The sequence below is a fragment of the Leucobacter sp. GX0328 genome (assembly GCF_053567315.1).
Genome location: NZ_JBSGPC010000001.1, coordinates 1,249,826 through 1,269,831, shown reverse-complemented (window position 1 = coordinate 1,269,831; position 20,006 = coordinate 1,249,826). Strand labels below are relative to the sequence as shown.

Genomic DNA, 20,006 nt, shown 5'->3' with positions numbered 1-20,006 from the left:
GATTACGAGTCAAGCCGCACCCGGGTGCGGCTCACAAGGGGCCTACTGCACGAACGACGGCAGCCAGGTCGCGAGCTGCGGGAACACGAACAGGATCGCGAGCAGGACGAGTTCGACGACGACGAAGGGCCAGACCCCCTTGAACACCTCGGCCGTGGGGATGCGCGCCGTGCCGGCGACGACGAAGCAGTTGATGCCGACCGGCGGCGTCACCATCCCGATCTCGATGAGCTTCACGATCATGACGCCGAGCCAGATGCCGTCGAAGCCGAGCTCGGTCGCGACCGGGTAGATGAGCGGCACGGTGATCACGAGGATCGAGATCGACTCGAGCGCCATGCCGAGCGGCAGCAGGAAGGCGAGCAGGATCGCGATCACAAGCCACGGCGGCACGTCGAGGCCGCCCACGAAGTCGCCGATCGACTGCGGCACGCGCGCGACGACAAAGAACAGCGAGAGCAGCGCCGACGAGAAGACGATCGCGAACACCATGCTCGTCGTCTTCGCGGTCTCCTTCAGCGCATCCACGAACTGCGCGACGATGGTGCGGATGCCCTGCCTACGGAATTCGAGCACGAGCATGATGAGCGCGGCGAGGGCGCCGATGGCGGCCGATTCGGTGGGCGTGAAGAAGCCGAGGTAGATGCCGCCCATGATGATGGCGAAGATGATCACGAGCCGCACGAGGCCGCGCCAGGGCAGGCGCGTGCGTTCGCCGGCCTCGCGGGCGTCGGCGATCGCGGTGCCGAGGGCGTCGTCGAGGCCGGCACCGCTCGCACCGCTGCCGGCCGACGCGCCGACGAGCGCGCCGGGGCGCGCCAGGGTCTCGGCCAGTGCCGGCATCTTGCGGGTGCGGATGAGTACGTAGACCGCGAAGGCGACGGCGCTGAGCACGCCGGGGATGATGCCGGCGACGAGCATCTCGCCGATCGGCTCCATGGTGAGGATCGCGTACAGCACGAGGAACAGGCTCGGCGGGATCATGGCGCCGATCGTGCCGGCGACGGCGACGAGCGCGCCCGCGAGGCTCTGGCTGTAGCCGGAGCGCCGCATCTCTTCGACCGACAGCTTCGCCATGGTGGCGGTCGTGCCGATCGTGGAGCCCGACACCGCCGCGAACCCGGCGCACGCGGCGACGGTCGCGATGCCGATGCCGCCCGGGGTCTCCCGGAAGATGCGGCGGGCGATGGCGAAGACCTGTTCGGCGATCTTCGCCTTCACCGCGAAGACGCCGAGCAGGATGAACATCGGGATGATGGTCAGTGTGAAGCTGGAGGTCTGCTCGTAGGCGACGGCCGCGAGCGTGTTGGTGACGAACGATTCGCCCCGCAGCAGGAACAGGCCGGCGGCTCCCGAGACCGCGAGCGACAGCCACACGGGCAGGCGCAGCAGCAGCAGCACGAGCAGCAGCGCGACGACGACGGGCACGGCGAGTGCGGCGCTCATGCGTTCTTCTCCGTTCGTTCCGCGCCCGAGGCCGCGGCGACGCCGGCGGCGTCATCTTCGATGGTCGGGACGGCGGCGGTCTCGGGCCGCGGGTCGCCCGTGGTCGGGTCCCACTCGTCCTCGCCGAGCAGCAGCCTGCCGCGCAGGCCGAGATAGGCGTTGATCAGGGCGATGACGAGGAAGGCGATGAGGCCGATCACAATGATCCACCGGGCCGGGTAGACCGGCCATTCCATGAGCCCCTGCGTGACCTCGCCGCGCTGAGTGCTCTGCACTGCGCGCTGCCAGCACGCGTCGATGAACCAGACGGTCATCGCGGCGCCGAGCAGCCACATCGCTCCGCCCATGCGGCGCGATACGCCGGCCGGGAGCTTCGACGACAGCAGGTCGACCGAGACGTGCGCGTTCGTCGCGCCCGCATAGGCGAGCCCGAGGAAGACCGTCGTGACGAGCAGCGTCTCCGTGAACTCGAGCAGGCCCGCGATCGACTGCCCGAAGAAGTTGCGCGAGATCACGTCGGCGGTGATGCCGATCATCATCGCCACGGTCGAGATCGACCCGAGGGCGCCCAGCGGGCCGGCGATGGCGCCGGCCGCGCTGCGCAGCACTCGCTCGGCCCGGTCGGGCGGCGCGCTCTGCTGAGTTTCCATGTGCTTCGGCTCCCGGTCGTTCGGGTCAGCGGGTCGCGCAGGCGATCGCGGGATCGACCTGCGTCGAGGTCGCCTCGTACTCCGCGAGCTTCTCCTTGTACGCTGCGAGGTAGCCCTCGGCGTCCTGCAGGCCGTCCTTCTCGGCCGCGGCGATCCACTTGGCCTCGATGTCCTCGCTCTCGAGCGCGGCCCTCCACTTCTCGGTCTCGGCGTCGTCCCACTGCTTCAGGTCGCCGACGGTCTCGAGCAGCTGGTCGCAGTGGCCTTCGCCGGTCTCGGAGTAGATGCGGGGCGCGGCCTCGCGCACGAACTCCTCGGTCACCTCGTCGACGACCTGGCGGATGTCTTCGGGCAGGCCGTCGTAGACGTCCTTGTTCATCCACATGCCGATGGTGGTGTAGGTGCCGACGCCGGGGTCGGTCCACTCGGGCAGGATGTCCTTGAGCTGGTATGCGATCGTGCCGTCGAGCGGGAAGCCGGCGGCGTCGGCGACGCCGCGCTGCAGACCTTCGAAGGTCTCGGGGGCGGTGAGCGCGACGCTCGAAGCGCCGGCGGCGTCGACCGCCTGCTGCGCGTACTGGCCGGCCATGCGCAGGCGCAGGCCCTCGAGCGACTCGACCGAGTTCAGGTCTTCATGGCCGCCGAGCAGCAGTCGCCCGGGCGGAATGTGCGCGAGGGGCTGCAGGCCGTTCTGTTCCCAGAGCGCGGCCGCGCCTTCGTGCTCGGTGCCGAGGTCGTAGATCGCGTTCGCCACGACTTCGCTGCCGGGACTCAGGAACGGGATGCTCGCGACCGAGGCCATCGGGAAGAGCTGCGATGAGTAATCGGTGAGCGTCTGGCCGACGTCGGCGCGGCCGTCGCGCACGCACTCGGGAATCTCGGAGGCGCTGCAGAGGGTATCGCCCGCCGCGACGTCGAAGGTCACGCGACCGTCGGTGCGATCCTCGATCTCGGCGTACCACCAGTCGGCCATGTACTCGCTGATGCTGTTGGGGCTGGCCCACGAGGCCACGTGCAGCGTGATGGTCTCCCCTTCTGCGCTGCCGCCCGCTCCACCGCCGCACCCGGTGAGGGCGAGCAGAGCCGCCGCTGTTCCTCCGACGAGCGCCGCTGCTCGACGTTGCATCCTCTTCATCGTTCTCCCTTTCCTCCGCCCCCTCGGGCTCTCGGTCTTTCTCTGGTTCGTCTGGACGTGTCCGGGAGGGCGCCGCCCGCCCGGCATGGCTAGTTCTCGCGCACGATCTGCACGTCGATCAGTACCGGCCCCTCGGCGTCGAGGGCCGCGCCGTACGCACGGCGGAACTGGTCGACCGTAGCGACCCGGCTCGCGGGCACGCCGTATCCCTCGGCGATCGCGACGAAGTCGATCTCGCCGAGCTCGAGGCCCGGCACCGACGAGGCGCCCATGCGCTTCGTGAATCCGGCCAGCGCGCCGTACCCGGCATTGTTCATGATCACGAAGACCACTCCGGCACGCCTGCGCGCGGCCGTATAGAGCGCTGTGATGCCGAAGTTCGCAGAGCCGTCGCCGACCGTCGCGACGACCCGCTTCGCCGGGTCGCCGATCGCATGGCCGACGGCGACGGGCAGGCCGAAGCCGAGGCCGCCCGAGGCCGGGAAATGGTACATGCCGGGCCGATCGATCGCGACGCGCTCGAAGTAGTCGACATCGAGGCTCGTCGTCTCGTTCACGTAGACCACGTCATCGCGCACGAGCTCGTTGAGCGCGTCGAGCACCTGGGTTCCGGTCATGCCGGCGTCCGAGAGCGTCGGCGGGGTCATCGCCCGGCTGCCGCGCTCGCCGCGCCGCGACCCGCGATCCGGCACCTCGCGCGCGAGCCCGCGCACCGTCGATGCGACGTCGGCGACGAACGAGCGCCCGAACGGGGCGCGGGTCGCCTCGCCGGCGTCCTCGGTCACCTGCATCAGCGCGACGCCGGCTCCGAGGTACTCGCTCGGCTCCCAGCGATGGTAGCGGAAGACCGGTGCGCCGATCACCACGACGAGGTCGTACCCCTCGAGCGCATCGCGGATCGATTTGATGCCCGGCACGAGCGCGCCGGCGAAGTTCGGGTGCGTGGTCGGGAAAGCGCAGCGATCGGGCGACGGTGCCGAGAACACGGAGGCGTCGGCGCGTTCGGCGAGCTCCATGGCCGCCGTGTAGACGGCGGCATCCTGGACCGCGGCGGCGTCGACCTGCGGACCGAAGACGATGGCGACCCGCTCGGCCGCAGCGATTGCCGCGGCGACCTCGGCGACGGCACGGCCGCGCTCGCTGGTGTCGACGACCACGCTCCGCTGGGTCAGCAGCGCGTCGCTGTCGAGCGCTTCGGCCTGCCAGTCGTCGAGCGGCACCGAGACGTAGACGGGGCCGGTCGGCGCGGTCGTCGCCTCGAGCAGCGCCTGCGAGAGCGACCGCGGCACGTCCTGGGGCGAGAGCGGTTCGTGCGAGTACTTCACGAGCGGCGACGGCAGGGTCGCGGCTTCGGCGTTGCCGAGCATGACCCGCTGCCCTACCGTACGGCGCACCTGCTGCCCCGCGAGCATGACGAGCGGGGTATGGCCGTTCTGCGCGTTCGTGAGGGCGCCCATGGCGTTGCCCGTGCCCGATGCGGCGTGCAGGTTCACGAGCGCCGCTGCGCCAGTCGCACGCGAGTAGCCCTCGGCGAGGCCCATCACGACCTGCTCGTGGAGCCCGAGCACGAAGTCGAAGTCGGCCGGGAGGTCGGCGAGGAAGGGGATCTCGTTCGAGCCCGGGTTGCCGAAGATCTTCGTGATCCCGTGCGCACGGAACACGTTGAAGGTCGACTCGAGCACTGACGTCATCGTTCCACTCCTGCGGTTGCTGCGGCGGCACTCGCGGAGCCCGATTCGGCTCCGCTGCCGGCTCACCCCGTGCGGGGTGGCGCTGGATTCGACGCTATCGAGGAATATGCCAAGTTTCTAATAGATGTTGCGTCAATATCTATAGACCCAGCCTATAGAATGGGCAGATGTACCGCCGCTCACACCGGCGTCCCCAACACCGGAGCACGTTCGAGGGCGAACGAGGAGCGACATGGATCTCAACCTCATCCGCATATTCACCGCGGTCTACGAGGAGGGCACGGTCACGGCCGCGGCGAAGCGGCTGCACATGTCGCAGCCCTCGGTCACCCAGGCCATCAACCGCCTCCGGAGCGAGGCGGGCGACGCGCTCTTCACTCGCATCGGCCGCGGCATCGCCCCGACGCGTTCGGCCACCCAGCTCTACCTCGAGATCGGCCACCTGCCCGGCGCGGCCGAAGCGGCAGTGCGCAAGCTGACGCTCTTCGACCCGACGACGACAGCCGAGACCTTCAGCGTCGCGCTCACCGACCTCGGCCAGACGCTCTTCCTCCCCGCACTCGCTCCGGCGCTCGCCCGCGTCGCGCCGCACAGCAGCCTCGTGGCGGTGAACCTCGACATCGACACTGCCCCCGAGGAGCTGCTCGCCGGGCGGCTCGACCTCGCCGTCGCATCGACTCTGCTCACGGGCGACGTGCGCACCTCGGTGCTGCGGCACGACGTCTACTGCTGCGTCGCGCGCGCCGGTCGCTTCACGGGCGAGCCGGGCTTCGACGAACTCTCGGCCCTGCCGCGCATCGTCACCCCCAATGCGCTCGGGCACCAGCTGCTCGAATCGCACATGGCCGCGCCGCCGCCGGGGTCGCTGCACCTGCCCGCCTTCGCGGCCGTGCCCGCCATCGTGGCGCACTCCGACCTCGTGGCCTTCGTACCGCGCAGCATCGCACAGGTCTGGACGCCGGCCTGGCCGCTCGAGGAGTGGCCGCTGCCGGCCGAGCATTTCACGAGCACCGTGCGCGGGCACACGGCACGGCAGGCCATGTCGAACGCGAGCGCGTGGTTCGCGCAGTTCGCGATCGAGACCATCCGCGCGATCCCTTCGGGCAGCGACGCGCACCCCGCCGTCATGGGATAGAGTGCGGTTCCGTGCCCCCGTCTTCCCCGAACGCCCCGGGCTCCGCGGCCGACGAGCGCCGCCCCTGGCTGCTGCTCTTCGTGGCGGTATGCCTCGTCGCAGTCAACCTGCGCATGACGATCACTGGCGTCGGCCCGCTGCTCGATCAGATCGGCGCCGATCAGGGCATCAGCACCGCGGTACTCGGCCTGCTCGGTTCGCTCGTGCTGCTCACCTGGGGGCTCTTCTCGCCGCTCGCCCACGGCGTCGCGGCCCGCATCGGCATGACGAACGCGGTCTCGTGGTCGCTCGCAGTGCTCGCGGCCGGCACGGTCTTGCGGTCGCTCCCCGGCTCCCCCGCGAACCTCTGGGTGGGCACCGCGATCACCGGCCTCGGGCTCGCGATCAGCAACGTGCTGCTGCCCGCGGTGATCAAGCGCGATTTCCCGAACCGCATCCCCCTCGTGATGGGCGTCTACTCGGCGCTGCTCGGCGGGCTCGGCGCGGTGGGCGCGGGCATCGTGGTGCCGATCTCCGAATTCGAGAGCGGCGGCGCGCCGATCGGATGGCGGGCAGCGCTCCTGGCGACCGGCGCGCTGATCCCTGTCGCGCTCGTCGTCTGGATGCGGGCCACCCGGTCGAACGCGCCGCGCCGGGCTGTGGCGAGCACGGAGGCCGGCGAGCCGCAGGGCCCGGGCGGCGATCAAGCGGGGCGGCGCATCTGGGGCGACCCGGTGGCCTGGCTCGTGTCGCTGTACATGGGCACGCAGTCGACCATCTTCTACGTGCTGGCCGCTTGGTTCCCGCTCTACCAGGTCTCGCTCGGGGTGTCGGCGGTCGCGGCCGGCGTCGGGCTCATGATCTTCCAGTTCCTCGGTATCGCGGGGTCGCTGCTCATGCCCGCCCTCGCCCGCGGCGGGCTGCGCCGGTGGCTGCCCGCACTACTGCCCGCATTCGGCACGATCGCCTGGGCGGGGCTCATCGTCGCACCGGCCGCGCTCCCGGCATGGATCGTGATCGGCGGGCTCACCTGCGGCGCGCAGCTCACGATGTCGCTCACGCTCATGGCGACCCGCGCCCGCACGAGTTCGCACTCGACTGCCCTCTCGGGCATGGCGCAGTCGGTGGGGTACCTGATCGCGGGGGTCGGGCCCGCCGTCTTCGGCTGGCTGCTCGGCACGCAGGGCGATTGGGCGCTCGCGTTCACGGTGCTGTGGGCGGCTGCGGCGGTGCAGTTCGCGGTCGGGGTCGCGGTCGGGCGCCGTCGCTTCGTGCTCGACCGTTGAGCCGCGACGAAGGCCGATTCTCCAGGGATCGCCGCCGCCACTGCCGCGAGGACCTGTCGCCGGCGCGGGCCGCATGCGAGACTTCATTACGAAACGGTCTCTTCTGCGAGAGGGTTTTGACGTAGCGGAGATCGCGGTCTAACGTGGATAGAAGGTTTTTTCAAATGTTGGAAAATCCTATGATTCGTCGCGTCGGCGGATCGAGCTTTCGGTGAGCGACCTGGCATTCAGGCCTCGAACGGTTCGAAGGAGAACTCTCATGCGCAAATCTGCAACGCTGCTCGCACTCGCCGCAGCGGGCGCCCTCGCTCTCACCGCGTGCAGCGGTGGCGGCTCCGAGGCCCCGGCCTCGGGCGGCGAGGGGGAGTCGGGCGGGCTCACCCCCATCACCGTCGGCGTCATGCCGATCGTCGATGTCGCCGCGATCTACGTCGGCGTCGACGAGGGCTTCTTCGAGGAGGAGGGCCTCGACGTCACGCTCGAGCTCGCGCAGGGCGGCGCCGCCATCACGCCGGCCGTCGTCTCGGGCGACTACCAGTTCGGCTTCAGCAACGTCACCTCGCTGCTGCTCGGCACCGCCAACGGCGTGCCGCTGCAGGCCGTGAGCGCCGCGAACTTCAGCACCGGCAGCGAGCCCGACATCGGCGCCGTCGTCGTGCCGGGCGACTCCGACATCCAGTCGACCGCCGACCTCGCCGGCCACACCGTCGCGGTCAACACTCTGAACAACATCGGCGACTCGACGATCCGCAACGTCGTCGAGAACGACGGCGGCGACCCCGAGTCGCTGCAGTTCGTCGAGATGGGCTTCCCCGACATGCCCGCCGCAGTGTCGAGCAAGCAGGTCGACGCCGCGTGGATCCTCGAGCCGCACCTCACCCGCGCGCTCAACGACGGCGCCCGCGTCGTCTCCTGGAATTTCATGGAAACCGACCCCGACCTCATGATCTCGGCGTACTTCACCAGCAAGCCCTACGCCGCTGAGAACCCCGAGGTCGTCGCATCGTTCACGAAGGCGATGCAGAAGTCGCTCGCCTTCGCAGAAGAGAACCCCGACGCGACCCGGGCAATCCTCGATCAGTACACGAAGATCGACGACGACATCAAGGCCGCGATGACGATGCCCCGCTTCGACACCGAGATCAACACCGACAGCGTGCAGCTGCTCGCCGATCTCGCCCTGAAGTACGGCATGGTCGACGAAGCCGTCGACATCACGCAGCTGCTGCCGTAACCCTCCGATGTCGACAGCCAAGTCAGGCGCCACGAGGCCGGGCCTCCCCAACTGGGGGCTCGGCCTGGTGGGCGTCGCCATCATGCTCGTGCTGCTCGAGCTCATTCCGAGGCTCGGCATCATCGATGCCCGCTACCTGCCACCCGTCTCCGAGATGCTCGTGGCCCTCGGCCAGGCCGCGTCGACCGCGGAGTTCTGGAAGCAGCTCGGCAGCACCGTCTTCACCTGGGGCATCGGCCTCGCCATCTCGCTCGTCGCGGGCGTCGTCATCGGCGTACTCCTCGGCACCGTCGGTTTCCTGCGCGAGTTCACCGCTTCGACGGTCGAGTTCCTGCGCCCCGTGCCCTCGGTCGCGCTGATCCCCGTCGCCGTGCTCACGCTCGGCACCGGCATCCAGTCGACGCTGCTGCTCGTCATCTACGCGAGCTTCTGGCAGGTACTCATGCAGGTCATGGCCGGTGTGCAGGATGTCGACCCGGTCGCATCCGACACGGCGCGCTCCTACCGCTTCCGCCCCCTCACCCGCATCCGCACGGTGATCTGGCCCACGACGCTGCCGTTCGCGATGACCGGTCTGCGCCTCGCCGCCTCCGTTGCCCTGATCCTCACCGTCACCGGCGAGCTGCTCATCAGCGGCACCGGCATCGGCGGCGCCCTCGCGCTCTCGCGCGAATCGGGTCAGGTCGCCCCCATGTACGCCTACGTCATCGTCGCCGGCGTGCTCGGCGTGCTCGTCAACCTGCTCGCGCGCGTCATCGAGCGCCGCACACTGTCGTGGCACCCCTCGATCCGCATGGAGGTGAACTCGTGACCACGACCGTTCTCAAGACCATCGCGAAGCGCGGCAAGAAGCCGAATCGCGCAGCCGGCGCGATTCGACGCATCCTGATGATGATCGCGCTACCGGTGATCCTGCTCGCGATCTGGTGGTTCGCCTCGGCGAACAGCACCAACTACCTGAACCCGCCGCTGCAGACCACCTTCGCCGAGTTCGGGCCGACCTGGTTCGGCGGCGACTCGTTCGGCGAGACCCGCTTCATGAAAGACGTGATCCCGAGCTTCTGGCGCATCATCGCCGGCTTCGGCATCGCGCTCGTCATCGGCATCGTGCTCGGCATCGCGATCGGATCGTCGCGCAAGCTCCGCGCGACCGTCGAGCCGGTGCTCGAGTTCTTCCGCGCGATCCCGCCGCCCGTGCTCGTGCCGATCTTCATGCTCTTCATGGGCATCGGCGACAGCATGAAGATCGCGGTCATCGCGATCGGCTGCGTGTGGCCGATCCTGCTGAACACCGTCGAGGGCGTGCGCGCGCTCGATCCGGTGCTGAAGGACATCTCGATGAGCTACCGCTTCACCTGGCACGGGCGCCTCTTCAAGCTGATCCTGCCGGGTTCGAGCCCGCAGGCCGTGACGGGCGCCCGCCAGGCGCTCTCGATCGGCATCATCCTGATGGTGATCAGCGAGATGTTCGCTGCGAAGGACGGCCTCGGTTTCTCCATCGTGCAGTTCCAGCGCAGCTTCGCCATCCCCGAGATGTGGGGCGGCGTGATCCTACTCGGCCTGCTCGGCCTGTTCTTCGCTCTCGTCTTCCGCGTCGTCACCGGCGCCATCCTCAAGTGGTACTACGGGTACCTCAATACGCAACGCGGAGGTGCGTAAACCATGACCGACTCCACTCTTACATCCGCGACTCTCGAGGTCCGCGATCTGGGCAAGACCTACACGGGTCGCGGCGAACCGGTCGAGGCCATCCAGCGCCTCGACTTCACGATCGCCGCCGGCGAGCTCGTCTGCATCGTCGGCCCCTCGGGCGCCGGCAAGACGACGCTGCTGCGCTGCCTCGCGGGCCTCCTCGCCCCGAGCCGCGGCGAGGTCGTGCTCGCCGATAAGGTCATCTCGGGCCCGCCGCCCGGTCTGGCCGTCGTACTGCAGGAGTACGGCCGTTCGCTGTTCCCGTGGCTCACCGTCGCGCAGAACGTCGAGCTGCCGCTCAAGGAGAAGAAAGTGCCCGCGGCGAGGCGCAAGGAGCTCGTACGCGAAGCGCTCGAGGCCGTGAGCCTGCCCGACGACGGCGACAAGTACCCCTGGCAGCTCTCGGGCGGCATGCAGCAGCGCGTCGCGATCGCCCGCGCGGTCGCGTACGAGCCGGCGGTGCTGCTCATGGACGAGCCGTTCGCTGCCGTCGATGCGCAGACCCGCTTCGAGCTCGAAGATCTGGTGCGTTCGCTCTGGGAGCGGCTGAAGGTCACCGTGGTATTCGTCACGCACGATATCGACGAGGCGATCTACCTCGGCGAGCGCGTGCTCGTGCTCTCGGGCCGCCCGACGATCATCCTCGAGGACGTGAAGGTCGATCTCGGTGATCATCGCAGTCAGCTCGAGACCCGCAGCCACCCCGAGTTCTCGCGCCTGCGCACGCACGTGTACGAGCTCGTGCAGGCCGCGAAGAAGGGCGCCCGCTCGGTGGCGGAGGCCGGCCTCTCGCACTGACCCGGAACGCTTCTCCGGAAGCCGCCGGTCCATATGGGATCTGCCGCAGATCTGTCGTTCCTCCCGCGGAACGGCCCGATCTTCGGCGGATCCCATATCTATTGGCGTCAGGGATCGCTCCGCTCTCGCGTGACTTCTGCAATGATTGACTTTTTCAATGGAATACGATCTGATAGAACTACCGCAAACGAAGGAGTTTTCATGACACTCGCCGGCAAGGTCGCCATCGTCACCGGATCGGGCCGCGGCCTGGGTCTCGCCTACGCGCAGGAGCTCGCCCGGCAGGGCGCGTCCGTCGTCATCAACGACGTCGACGCCGCCACCGCTGCGGAGGCCGTCGCCTCCATCGAGACCGTCGGCGGCAAGGCCACCGCGGTCGTCGCCCCCGTCGGCCCGACCGAGACCGCGCAGCAGCTCGTCGCCGCCGCGGTCGAGACCTTCGGTCGTCTCGACATCCTCGTCACCAATGCCGGCGTGCTGCGCGATACCGTGCTCTGGAAGATGAGCGACGAAGACTTCGACCTCGTCATCGACGTGCACCTGCGCGGCACCTTCACCTGCGTGCGCGAGGCCGCCGCCTACATGCGCGAGCAGGGCGAGGGCGGCCGTATCATCGCGATCGGCTCCCCTACCGGCCAGCGCGGCAACTTCGGCCAGACCAACTACGCCGCCGCGAAGGCGGGCATCGTCGGTATGGTGCGCACGTGGGCGCTCGAGCTCAAGAGGGCCGGGATCACCGCCAACGCCGTCATCCCCGTCGCCGCGACCGCGATGACCGCCACCGTCCCGTACTTCCACGCAGCAGTCGAGGCCGAGGCGCAGGGCGAGGTCATGCCCGCGTTCTTCCGCCACGATCTCGGCTTCGGCGACGCGGGCGATGTCGCACCGCTCATCGCCTACCTCGCATCCGACGACGCCACGGGCGTCACCGGCCAGGCCATCGGCGTGGGCGGTGACCGCCTGCAGGTCTGGGGCCATCCCGAGCCCGTCGCGACCGCATACCACGAGGGCGGGTGGGACGCCGAGGCGTACGCCGGCGGGGGCGGCGCGCTGATCGGCGAGAACGTGCAGTCCGTCGGCGAGAAGTTCCCGGCTCTGCCCGACGAGCTGCAGCCCCCGGCCCGGGCGTAGGCTCGAAGCCCGGCACTCGCGCAAGGAGACCGACGATGACCCGTTACGAACCCGCGATCGACGTCGACGAGCTCGTCGCGATCGACATGCACGTGCACATCGAGATGGATGCGCACGGCCAGAACTCGCTGCCCGACGACCTCGCCGAAGCCGCGGCCGCGTACTTCAAGAACGGCGGGCTGCAGCCCGAGCTCGACTCGGTCGCCGAGTACTATCGCGAGCGCAAGATGGCCGCCGTCGTCTTCACCGTCGACGCGACCACGAACCTCGGGCACGCGCCGATCTCGAGCGCGGACATCGCGGAGGGGGCGGCGCGCAACAACGACGTGCTGATCCCCTTCGGGACGGTCGACCCGCACCTCGGCGCCGAGGCCGTCGACCGGGCCCGGCGCCTGATCGAGGAGCACGGGGTGCGGGGCTTCAAGTTCCACCCGACGGTGCAGGGCTTCGACCCGAGCGACGACGCGTACTTCCCGCTCTATCGGGCGCTCGAGGAGGCGGGCTCGATCGCGCTCTTCCACACCGGTCAGACCGGCATCGGCGCGGGAATGAAGGGCGGGCGCGGCCTGCGTCTCGGCCTCTCCAACCCGATACTGCTCGACGACGTCGCGGCCGAGTTCGGCGACCTGCAGATCATCATGGCCCACCCCTCGGTGCCGTGGCAGGACGAGGCGATCTCAGTCGCCACGCACAAGCACAACACCTGGATCGACCTCTCGGGGTGGAGCCCGAAGTACTTCCCCGAGAGTCTCGTGCGCGCCGCCGGCACGTATCTCAAGAAGCGGGTGCTGTTCGGCAGCGACTACCCGATGCTGAGCCCCGACCGGTGGCTGAGCGACATCGAGCAGACGAAGCTCAAGCCCGAGGCGCTGCCCGGCATCGTCAAGGACAACGCCGTGCGCCTGTTGCGATTGGGCGGTGCGGCATGAGCACCGGCGGGCTACGCGACCCCGAGATCGCACCGCACGGCCCCATCGGCATCGACCCCTTCCAGTTCGCGGCCGGCCGGCTCAGCGATGCCGCGCTGGCATCGCTCGGACGCCTGCAGCGCGCGCTCGACGACGAGGTGAAGCCCCTCATCAACGAGGCCTGGGACACGGCCACGATGCCCCCCGGCATCATCGGCGCCCTCGCCCCGCTGAAGCTCATGGAGCCCGAGGGCGTGACCGCCGAGGAGGCGGCCTCGTCGCTCTACAAGGGCTTTCGCACCTACGTGCTCGCCCGCACCGACGTCTCGGTCGCGACCGTCTACAACGCGCAGGCCGGGCTGTTCCGCGCCACCGTGCAGCAGGGCGGTTCGCCCGAGCAGGCGGCGGAGCTCGACCCACGCATCCGCGACTTCGACCTCACGGGCGTCTTCGCCCTCACCGAGCCCGAGCACGGCAGCGACATCGCCGGCGGTATGACGACGTCTGCGACCCGTCACGGCGACGAGTGGGTGCTGAACGGGCACAAGCGGTGGATCGGCGGCGCCGTGAGCGCCGACGTGATCGCCGTGTTCGCCCGCGACACCGCCGACGGTCAGGTCAAGTGCTTCCTCGTGCCGCGCACCGCCGATGGCGTCGAACTCTCGACGATCACCGGCAAGGTGTCGCTCAGGCCGATGCAGAACGCCGACTTCACGCTGACCGATGTGCGCGTGCCCGAGAGCGCGCGCCTGCAGCGCATCGACTCGTGGCGCGATGTCGCCTCGATCATGGGCACCCTGCGCGCCGATGTCGCCTGGATCGCCGCGGGTCTGCAGGCCGGCGCCCTCGAGGCCGCGACGCGCTACGTGCGCGAGCGCGAGCAGTTCGGCCGCCCGCTCGCGGGCTTCCAGCTCATCCAGGAGAAGCTCGCCCGCATGGCGGGCAATGTCGTCGCGTCGCTGGGCATGGTCTGCCAGATCTCGGAGCTGCAGGACCGCGGCGTCTTCAGCGACGCGAACTCGTCGCTCGCGAAGATGTGGACGTCGCTGCGCGCCCGCGAGACGGTCGCGCTCGCGCGAGAGGTCGTCGGCGGCAACGGCATCGTCGTCGATTACGACGTCGCCCGTTTCTTCGCCGATGCGGAGGCGGTGTACTCGTACGAGGGCACCCATGAGGTGAACTCGCTGATCGTGGGCCGCGCGCTCACCGGCGCCTCCGCCTTCGTGTAGTACGGCACCGCAGTCTCCGCGAAGCCGAAAGCCTGCAACGATCGCATCGCTGACGAGAAGCCGACTTCATTGCGACTCGACAATTCCGATGTTAAATGTTTGACATTTGCCATCTGCGCGAGAAGAATTGATCCGACTTCCCGAAACACGCCTCCGATCAAGAAGGGTCACATCTATGAGTCTCCATAGCCCGACCCGGAACGTTCCTCTCGCCACCCAGGCCGTCGTTCAAATGCGTCAGCTCATCGCCGATGGGGAATGGCCGGTGGGGTCGAAGATTCCCGGCGAGTTCGAACTCGCCCGGGCCATGGGCATCAGCCGCGGAACCATTCGAGAGGCTCTGCGTTCACTCGTGCATGCGGGGCTGCTCGAATCCCGCGCCGGCGACGGGACATACGTGGTCTCTGGCAGCGAGATTCAGGCAGTACTTCGTCGGCAGATCGGCAGGTATCGCGTCGAGGAGGTCTACGAGGTTCGCGACCTTCTCGAGGTTCGCGGTGCCAGACTCGCGGCAATGAACGCGGACGAGGCCGATCTCAGCGCACTCAGGGCCTCGCTCAGCGCCCGCAATTGTTCTGAAACCACCGCGGATTATGTGCGCCATGAAGTCGAGTTCCATCGCGCGCTGCTCCGCGCGAGCAAAAATCAGCTTCTCGCAGACATGCACGAGAGCATCGACGACCTGGCCGGCCACATCTCGGACATGGTCAGTACGCTCTCCAGCCCGTTCGCCGTCGAGAACAGCGAGCTCAATCTCAAGCACGATGCGCTCGTCGATGCGATCTCGGCGAGAGACCCCGACCTCGCAGAGCGCATCGCTTCGGAGATCATCCAGCTCGCCCGCCGATCCCATGCATCAGGACGCAGCTAGACGCATCGTCAGCTCTGGCGGTAAGCGCGCAGTGCAGCGCTCCCGGCGCCCCGAGGCACACCCCCCTCCCGGAAGGAACGTCAATGAAGACATCACGAATCTGGCAGACTGCTGCGGCCGCCCTGTGTGGGCTCGTACTGCTGTCGTCCTGCGCATCGGAAGGCGCGCCCCAAGACGATGCAGCACCTGCTTCCGGTCTTGAGACCATCAGGGTCGGCGTGCTCAGAAGCGTTGCCGACGCACCTTTCGTCCTGGGAGACGAGAACGGCATATTCGAGAAGCACGGACTCGATATCGAACTCGAGAAGTTCAACGGCGGCGCAGCCATGGTACCCGCGGCGCTCTCCGGGAGCATCGACATCGGCGACGGGAACCTGCTTTCGGTCGCGATCGGCGCTGAGCAGAACGTTCCGGTACAAGTACTGACCTCCTCGTTCATCGTCGATTCCGACCCGACGGCCGACATGTCGTCGATCGTCGCATCCACCGACTCCTCCATCGAATCCGCCGCGGACCTCGCAGGGAAGACCGTCGCGATCAACGCGCTGGCGAGTATCAGCGAGCTCGCTGTACGCGACGCGGTCGAAGCCGCCGGGGCAGATCCCGAATCCGTGCAGTTCGTGGAAATCGCTTTTCCTGAGATCCCGGCCGCCGTCGAGACCGGCAACGTCGATGCTGGCTTTCTCGTCACGCCATTCCTCGAACTCAACGCGGACAAGCTGAAGCCGATCGCACATCCCTATTCCGAACTGTACGCCGGCGAAGCGGTGGGCGGATACTTCGCCGCCAGCGGATGGCTCGCAGAGCATCCGCAGACCGCCGAGAAGTTCATCGCAGCAATGGCGGAAGCCGCTGAGTACACGAATGCGCATACGGATGAAGCCCGAGCTTCGCTTCCCGGCTATCTCGACCTCCCGGAGGAGGTCGTGTCCGAGATGCCGATCCCGGTATTCGGCGGCGGGCTCGTCGAAATGCCGAAGATCGCCGGCAGCGCGAAGCGGTACGGCATCCTGACAGACGGCCCCGACTACTCGACTCTGTACTGGAAGGGATAAGAATGTTCACGGTAGACAACCATCTCCATGTCGGAGAACCGAACAAGCACGTGTCCGCGTGGGTGTACTCGGAACTCCGGAAGAACTGGGACGATCGCGGAAATATCTACAATACCGGCCCGATCTCCGGCGAGAAGCGCGATACGCTCGGCCTCGTCGACACGCTCGACGCGACCGGCGTCGACCTCGGATTGATCATGGCCGGCGACTGGAACCGCGTGCTCACGCCCGAACAACGGCCTTACAACGTCAGCAACGACTACGTCGCCAGCGTAGTACGCGAGTCGAACGGCAGGCTGCTCGGAATCGCGAGCGTTGACCCAGTAGCCGACCCCTGGGGTGCTGCCACCGAGGTCGAACGCATGGTCAAGGAACACGACTTTCGCGCGATCAAGCTGTTCCCGACATACCAGCACTACGACCCACGGGATCCTGCGGTGGAGCCCGTCTACGAAGCCGCACAGGCGCTCGATGTTCCCGTGCACTTCCATATGGGCTGGACGCCGGTGGCCTCCGCGAAGATGGATTTCCAACGGCCTTGGCTGCTCGACGACGTAGGCCGCAGGTTTCCGAACCTCAAGGTGGTGATGTGCCACCTCGGCAATCCCTGGACCGATGAAGCCGCGGCCGTCATCGCCCGGCACGAGAATTTCTTCGGCGATGTGAGCGCCTTGGGGTTCTGGCATCCGCGCAAGGTCTATCAGATCATCCACGACTTCGGTTGCCTCAACCCCTACGACAAGTTGCTGTACGGCTCGGAGAACCCGTTCTCGACCGGATATCTCGACACGATCAGGAACCTCGACCGGATCGGCAAGGAGATGGGCCTCCCCGGTATCAGTGACGAGAACCTTGCGAAGATTCTCGGCGAGAACGCGCGAAGCCTGTACAAGATCACCGACTGAATCGACGTCGCCGGAGCCCTCTTGATACAACGGGCTCCGGCGGGCGCCAGCCGGGATCTCAGCGCGCTCGTCGGATGGAGACGCCGGCGAGCACGAACGAGAGCAGAGCGAAACCCGCCATCGCGATGAGCGTCGGCAGCGCCGTGCCCGTGCCGAAGAGCCCGCCGAGCGGGGTGCCGATCGCGGCGAAGAGGAACTGGCTGAACCCGACGAGCGCCGACCCCGCCCCCACGACGCCGACCGCCTGCGCGACCGCGAGCGCCGACGACGTCGGCATGATCATGCCGGTGCCGCAGGTGAAGCTCGCGACGACCACGAGATAGGTGCCGAACGGGAAGACGCCCGTGAGCACCAGCACGATGCCGAGGCCCGCAGCCGACAGCTGCACGGTCTGCCCGGCCCGGAGGGTCGCGACGCCGCCGAACCGGGGCACGAGCCTGCGGCTGACCCACGCGCCGCACATGAACGTCGCCGACGTCAGCGCGAAGGTGAGCGAGTAGCCGAGGGGCGAGAGCCCGAAGACGTCCTGCACGATGAACGACGACGCGCTGATGTACGCCATCATGCCGGCATAGGCCAGCCCGAAGGCGCCGGCGAAGCCCGCGAACAACGGCGTGCAGGCGAGCCGTTTCAGGTTGCCGAGCAGCCGGCCCGCATGGAATCTCTGCCGGTGGCCGTGCGGGAGGCTCTCGGGGACGGCGAGCACGGCGACCGCGAACATGCCCGCCGTCAGCACGGCTAGGCCGGCGAGCGGGGTGCGCCAGCCGCCGAGCTCGGTGAGCCAGCCGCCGAGCGGGTTCGCGACGGCGGGGCCGAGCGCGATCATGACGAACAGCGTGCCGTACGCCCGCGCGGTCTCGGCGGGCGGCAGCAGGTCGGCGATGACGGCCCGTGCGAGCACGGCGCCCGCGGAGCCCGCGAAGCCCTGCACGAAGCGCGCGGCGATGAGCAGTTCGATCGACGGGCTCATCGCGGCGGCGCAGGCGCAGGCGGCGAAGACCGCGAGGCCGACGATGAGCGTCGGCCTGCGGCCGAGCGCGTCCGACAGCGCGCCGATGACGAGCTGGCCGAGCGCCGCGCCGAGCATGAAGGCGGTCAGCGTCAGCTGCACGATCGACGGGCCGACGGCGAAGTGCTCGGCGATCCCTGGGAATGAGGGGAGGTAGAGGTCGGTCGACAGCGACGCCGCCATCGACACGTACCCGAGGGCGATCATGAGACCCGGCGAGATGCGCCCGGAACTCCCGACGTGCGAGGGTGCGCGCATCAGCATCCCCTCCGCGGCGACCGCCGTCTCACCGCGCCCTACCCGTACTGCCGGCGCAGGTCGGCCTTGCGGATCTTGCCGCTCGCCGTGCGGGGGAACTCGTCGATGAACTCGACGCGCTTCGGAATCTTGTACTTCGCGAGCCGGCCGGCCAGGTGCGCCATGATCGCGGGCCCGTCGGGCGTCGCGCCGGGCTTCAATTCGACGACCGCGAGCGGCACCTCTCCCCACTTATCATCGGGCACCCCGATGATCGCGACGGCGCCGACCTCGGGGCGCTCCATCACGATCGCTTCGACCTCGGCCGGGTAGATGTTCTCGCCGCCCGAGATGATCATGTCCTTCAGGCGGTCGGAGATGTAGATGTAGCCGTCCTCGTCGAGGTGGCCGATGTCGCCCGAACGGAACCAGCCGTCGATGAAGGCCGCCTCGGTCGCCTCGGGGTTCTGCCAGTACTCGGAGATGACGTTCGGGCCCATCATGCAGATCTCGCCGTCGACCCCTGCCGGCACCTCGGCGCCGGTCTCGTCGATGACGCGGATGTCGCTGAAGAAGTGCGTGAGGCCCGACGACCCCGGCTTCTCGCGCGTCATCTGCGGCGGCATCGCGGTCGCACCGGGAGAGGTCTCGGTCATGCCGTAGCTGGCCGCGAAGGCGAGGCCGCGCTGCTCGTACGCTTCGATGACGCGCAGCGGCACGGCCGATCCGCCGCAGGTGAGCCCGGTGAGGCTCGAGATATCGGTGGTCTCCCAGGCCGGGTGCTCCTGAATCAGCTGGAACGTGGTCGGCACGCCCGAGAGCATCGTGATGCGTTCGGCCTCGATGGTCTCGAGCACGTGGCCCGGGTCGAACTTCTCGTGCAGCACGAGCATGCCGCCCTGCAGGAGCGACGGCAGGGCGCCCATGCCGAGCGCCGCGACGTGGAAGAGCGGCGAGATCAGCAGCACGCGATCCTGCTTCGTGATCTCCTTGTCGACGATCGCGTTGAAGCTGTTCCAGGTGAAGTTGCCGTGGGTGAGCACGGCCCCCTTCGGGCGCCCGGTGGTGCCCGAAGTGTAGAGGATCATGGCGCGGTCGTCGAGACCGACGAGCACGTCGTACCGCTCGGTGCCGGCATCGCGCAGCACGGCGTCGTAGTCCTCGACGCCGTCGGTCGCGAGGTCGCCGCCGGCCTCCTCGACCATCATTCGGCGCGTGACGCTGGTCGCGGCGCTGCCCGCGAGGGCGACGCCCTGCAGGTTCTCGTGGAAGATGAGCACGGTCGAGCCCGAGTCGTCGAGCGCGTACTCGATCTCGGGGGCGGCCAGGCGGGTGTTGAGCGGAACGAAGATCGCACCGAGGGTCGCGACTGCGAAGAGGGTCTCGAGGAAGGCCGGATGGTTGTTGCCGAGGTACGCGACCCTGTCGCCACGCGCGACGCCGCCCGCGAAAAGCGCGTTCGCAAGGCGGTCGATGCGCTCCGCGAACACGCCATAGGTGATGCGCTGGTCACGGTACACGAGAGCGATGTCGTCAGAGTAACGGGTCGCTTTGCGGGCGATCCATGTGCCGATGCCTTGATGCTGCACAGCTGTGTCCTTCGGTGGTGCCGGCC

18 protein-coding genes are annotated in these 20,006 nt (G+C 68.4%); 12 read left to right on the top strand and 6 right to left on the bottom strand.

Going from position 1 to position 20,006, the window contains the following annotated elements; translation table 11 throughout:
* Window positions 1-42: 42 nt before the first annotated feature.
* The 4 genes from ACUYTF_RS05845 to mdlC all read right to left on the bottom strand — a co-directional run bounded on the left by ACUYTF_RS05845 (window position 43) and on the right by mdlC (window position 4,922).
* Complete coding sequence (locus ACUYTF_RS05845) at window positions 43-1,446, bottom strand: TRAP transporter large permease (RefSeq protein ID WP_449279472.1); 1,404 nt, start codon at window positions 1,444-1,446, stop codon at window positions 43-45.
* The gene (locus tag ACUYTF_RS05840) at window positions 1,443-2,096 is read right to left on the bottom strand and encodes a TRAP transporter small permease (protein WP_449279471.1); all 654 of its coding nucleotides are present in this window, start codon (window positions 2,094-2,096) and stop codon (window positions 1,443-1,445) included. Before ACUYTF_RS05840 ends, ACUYTF_RS05845 begins: the two co-directional genes overlap by 4 nt.
* A gap of 25 nt (window positions 2,097-2,121) precedes the next feature.
* Window positions 2,122-3,222, bottom strand: a complete 1,101-nt coding sequence (gene dctP, locus ACUYTF_RS05835) for a TRAP transporter substrate-binding protein DctP (protein WP_449279470.1) — start codon at window positions 3,220-3,222, stop codon at window positions 2,122-2,124.
* A 98-nt stretch (window positions 3,223-3,320) separates the two neighbouring features.
* The gene (gene mdlC / locus ACUYTF_RS05830) at window positions 3,321-4,922 is read right to left on the bottom strand and encodes a benzoylformate decarboxylase (RefSeq protein ID WP_434142051.1); all 1,602 of its coding nucleotides are present in this window, start codon (window positions 4,920-4,922) and stop codon (window positions 3,321-3,323) included.
* Between the two features lie 232 nt (window positions 4,923-5,154).
* On the opposite strand from mdlC, the gene ACUYTF_RS05825 reads away from it, so the two are divergent.
* The 12 genes from ACUYTF_RS05825 (at window position 5,155) to ACUYTF_RS05770 (ending at window position 17,145) form a co-directional block, all read left to right on the top strand.
* Window positions 5,155-6,057, top strand: a complete 903-nt coding sequence (locus tag ACUYTF_RS05825) for a LysR family transcriptional regulator (RefSeq protein ID WP_434142053.1) — start codon at window positions 5,155-5,157, stop codon at window positions 6,055-6,057.
* A gap of 11 nt (window positions 6,058-6,068) precedes the next feature.
* Window positions 6,069-7,322 carry an MFS transporter gene (locus ACUYTF_RS05820; protein ID WP_449279469.1) on the top strand — a complete coding sequence of 418 codons (1,254 nt, stop codon included), beginning with the start codon at window positions 6,069-6,071 and terminating at the stop codon, window positions 7,320-7,322.
* Window positions 7,323-7,581: 259 nt separating this feature from the next.
* Complete coding sequence (locus ACUYTF_RS05815; RefSeq protein WP_449279468.1) at window positions 7,582-8,556, top strand: ABC transporter substrate-binding protein; 975 nt, start codon at window positions 7,582-7,584, stop codon at window positions 8,554-8,556.
* Between the two features lie 7 nt (window positions 8,557-8,563).
* The gene (locus ACUYTF_RS05810) at window positions 8,564-9,367 is read left to right on the top strand and encodes an ABC transporter permease subunit (RefSeq protein ID WP_434142059.1); all 804 of its coding nucleotides are present in this window, start codon (window positions 8,564-8,566) and stop codon (window positions 9,365-9,367) included.
* Window positions 9,364-10,215, top strand: a complete 852-nt coding sequence (locus ACUYTF_RS05805; RefSeq protein ID WP_434142061.1) for an ABC transporter permease subunit — start codon at window positions 9,364-9,366, stop codon at window positions 10,213-10,215. Before ACUYTF_RS05810 ends, ACUYTF_RS05805 begins: the two co-directional genes overlap by 4 nt.
* A gap of 3 nt (window positions 10,216-10,218) precedes the next feature.
* The gene (locus ACUYTF_RS05800) at window positions 10,219-11,046 is read left to right on the top strand and encodes an ABC transporter ATP-binding protein (RefSeq protein WP_449279467.1); all 828 of its coding nucleotides are present in this window, start codon (window positions 10,219-10,221) and stop codon (window positions 11,044-11,046) included.
* A 201-nt stretch (window positions 11,047-11,247) separates the two neighbouring features.
* Window positions 11,248-12,177 (top strand): SDR family NAD(P)-dependent oxidoreductase, encoded by a 930-nt coding sequence (locus tag ACUYTF_RS05795; RefSeq protein ID WP_449279466.1) that lies wholly within the window; start codon window positions 11,248-11,250, stop codon window positions 12,175-12,177.
* A gap of 35 nt (window positions 12,178-12,212) precedes the next feature.
* The gene (locus ACUYTF_RS05790) at window positions 12,213-13,106 is read left to right on the top strand and encodes an amidohydrolase family protein (RefSeq protein ID WP_449279465.1); all 894 of its coding nucleotides are present in this window, start codon (window positions 12,213-12,215) and stop codon (window positions 13,104-13,106) included.
* Window positions 13,103-14,314: an acyl-CoA dehydrogenase family protein gene (locus tag ACUYTF_RS05785; protein ID WP_449279464.1), complete on the top strand. Its 1,212-nt coding sequence runs from the start codon at window positions 13,103-13,105 to the stop codon at window positions 14,312-14,314. Before ACUYTF_RS05790 ends, ACUYTF_RS05785 begins: the two co-directional genes overlap by 4 nt.
* A gap of 175 nt (window positions 14,315-14,489) precedes the next feature.
* Complete coding sequence (locus ACUYTF_RS05780) at window positions 14,490-15,185, top strand: FadR/GntR family transcriptional regulator (protein ID WP_449279589.1); 696 nt, start codon at window positions 14,490-14,492, stop codon at window positions 15,183-15,185.
* A gap of 83 nt (window positions 15,186-15,268) precedes the next feature.
* Window positions 15,269-16,240, top strand: coding sequence for an ABC transporter substrate-binding protein (locus ACUYTF_RS05775; protein WP_449279463.1), 972 nt, complete (start codon window positions 15,269-15,271; stop codon window positions 16,238-16,240).
* Between the two features lie 2 nt (window positions 16,241-16,242).
* Window positions 16,243-17,145 carry an amidohydrolase family protein gene (locus tag ACUYTF_RS05770; protein WP_434142071.1) on the top strand — a complete coding sequence of 301 codons (903 nt, stop codon included), beginning with the start codon at window positions 16,243-16,245 and terminating at the stop codon, window positions 17,143-17,145.
* Window positions 17,146-17,203: 58 nt separating this feature from the next.
* Here the strand turns inward: ACUYTF_RS05770 and ACUYTF_RS05765 are convergent, their stop codons facing one another.
* Together ACUYTF_RS05765 and ACUYTF_RS05760 are read right to left on the bottom strand one after the other, a co-directional pair.
* Window positions 17,204-18,412, bottom strand: a complete 1,209-nt coding sequence (locus ACUYTF_RS05765; protein ID WP_449279462.1) for a multidrug effflux MFS transporter — start codon at window positions 18,410-18,412, stop codon at window positions 17,204-17,206.
* Window positions 18,413-18,450: 38 nt separating this feature from the next.
* Window positions 18,451-19,980 carry an acyl-CoA synthetase gene (locus ACUYTF_RS05760; protein ID WP_449279461.1) on the bottom strand — a complete coding sequence of 510 codons (1,530 nt, stop codon included), beginning with the start codon at window positions 19,978-19,980 and terminating at the stop codon, window positions 18,451-18,453.
* Window positions 19,981-20,006 lie beyond the last annotated feature (26 nt).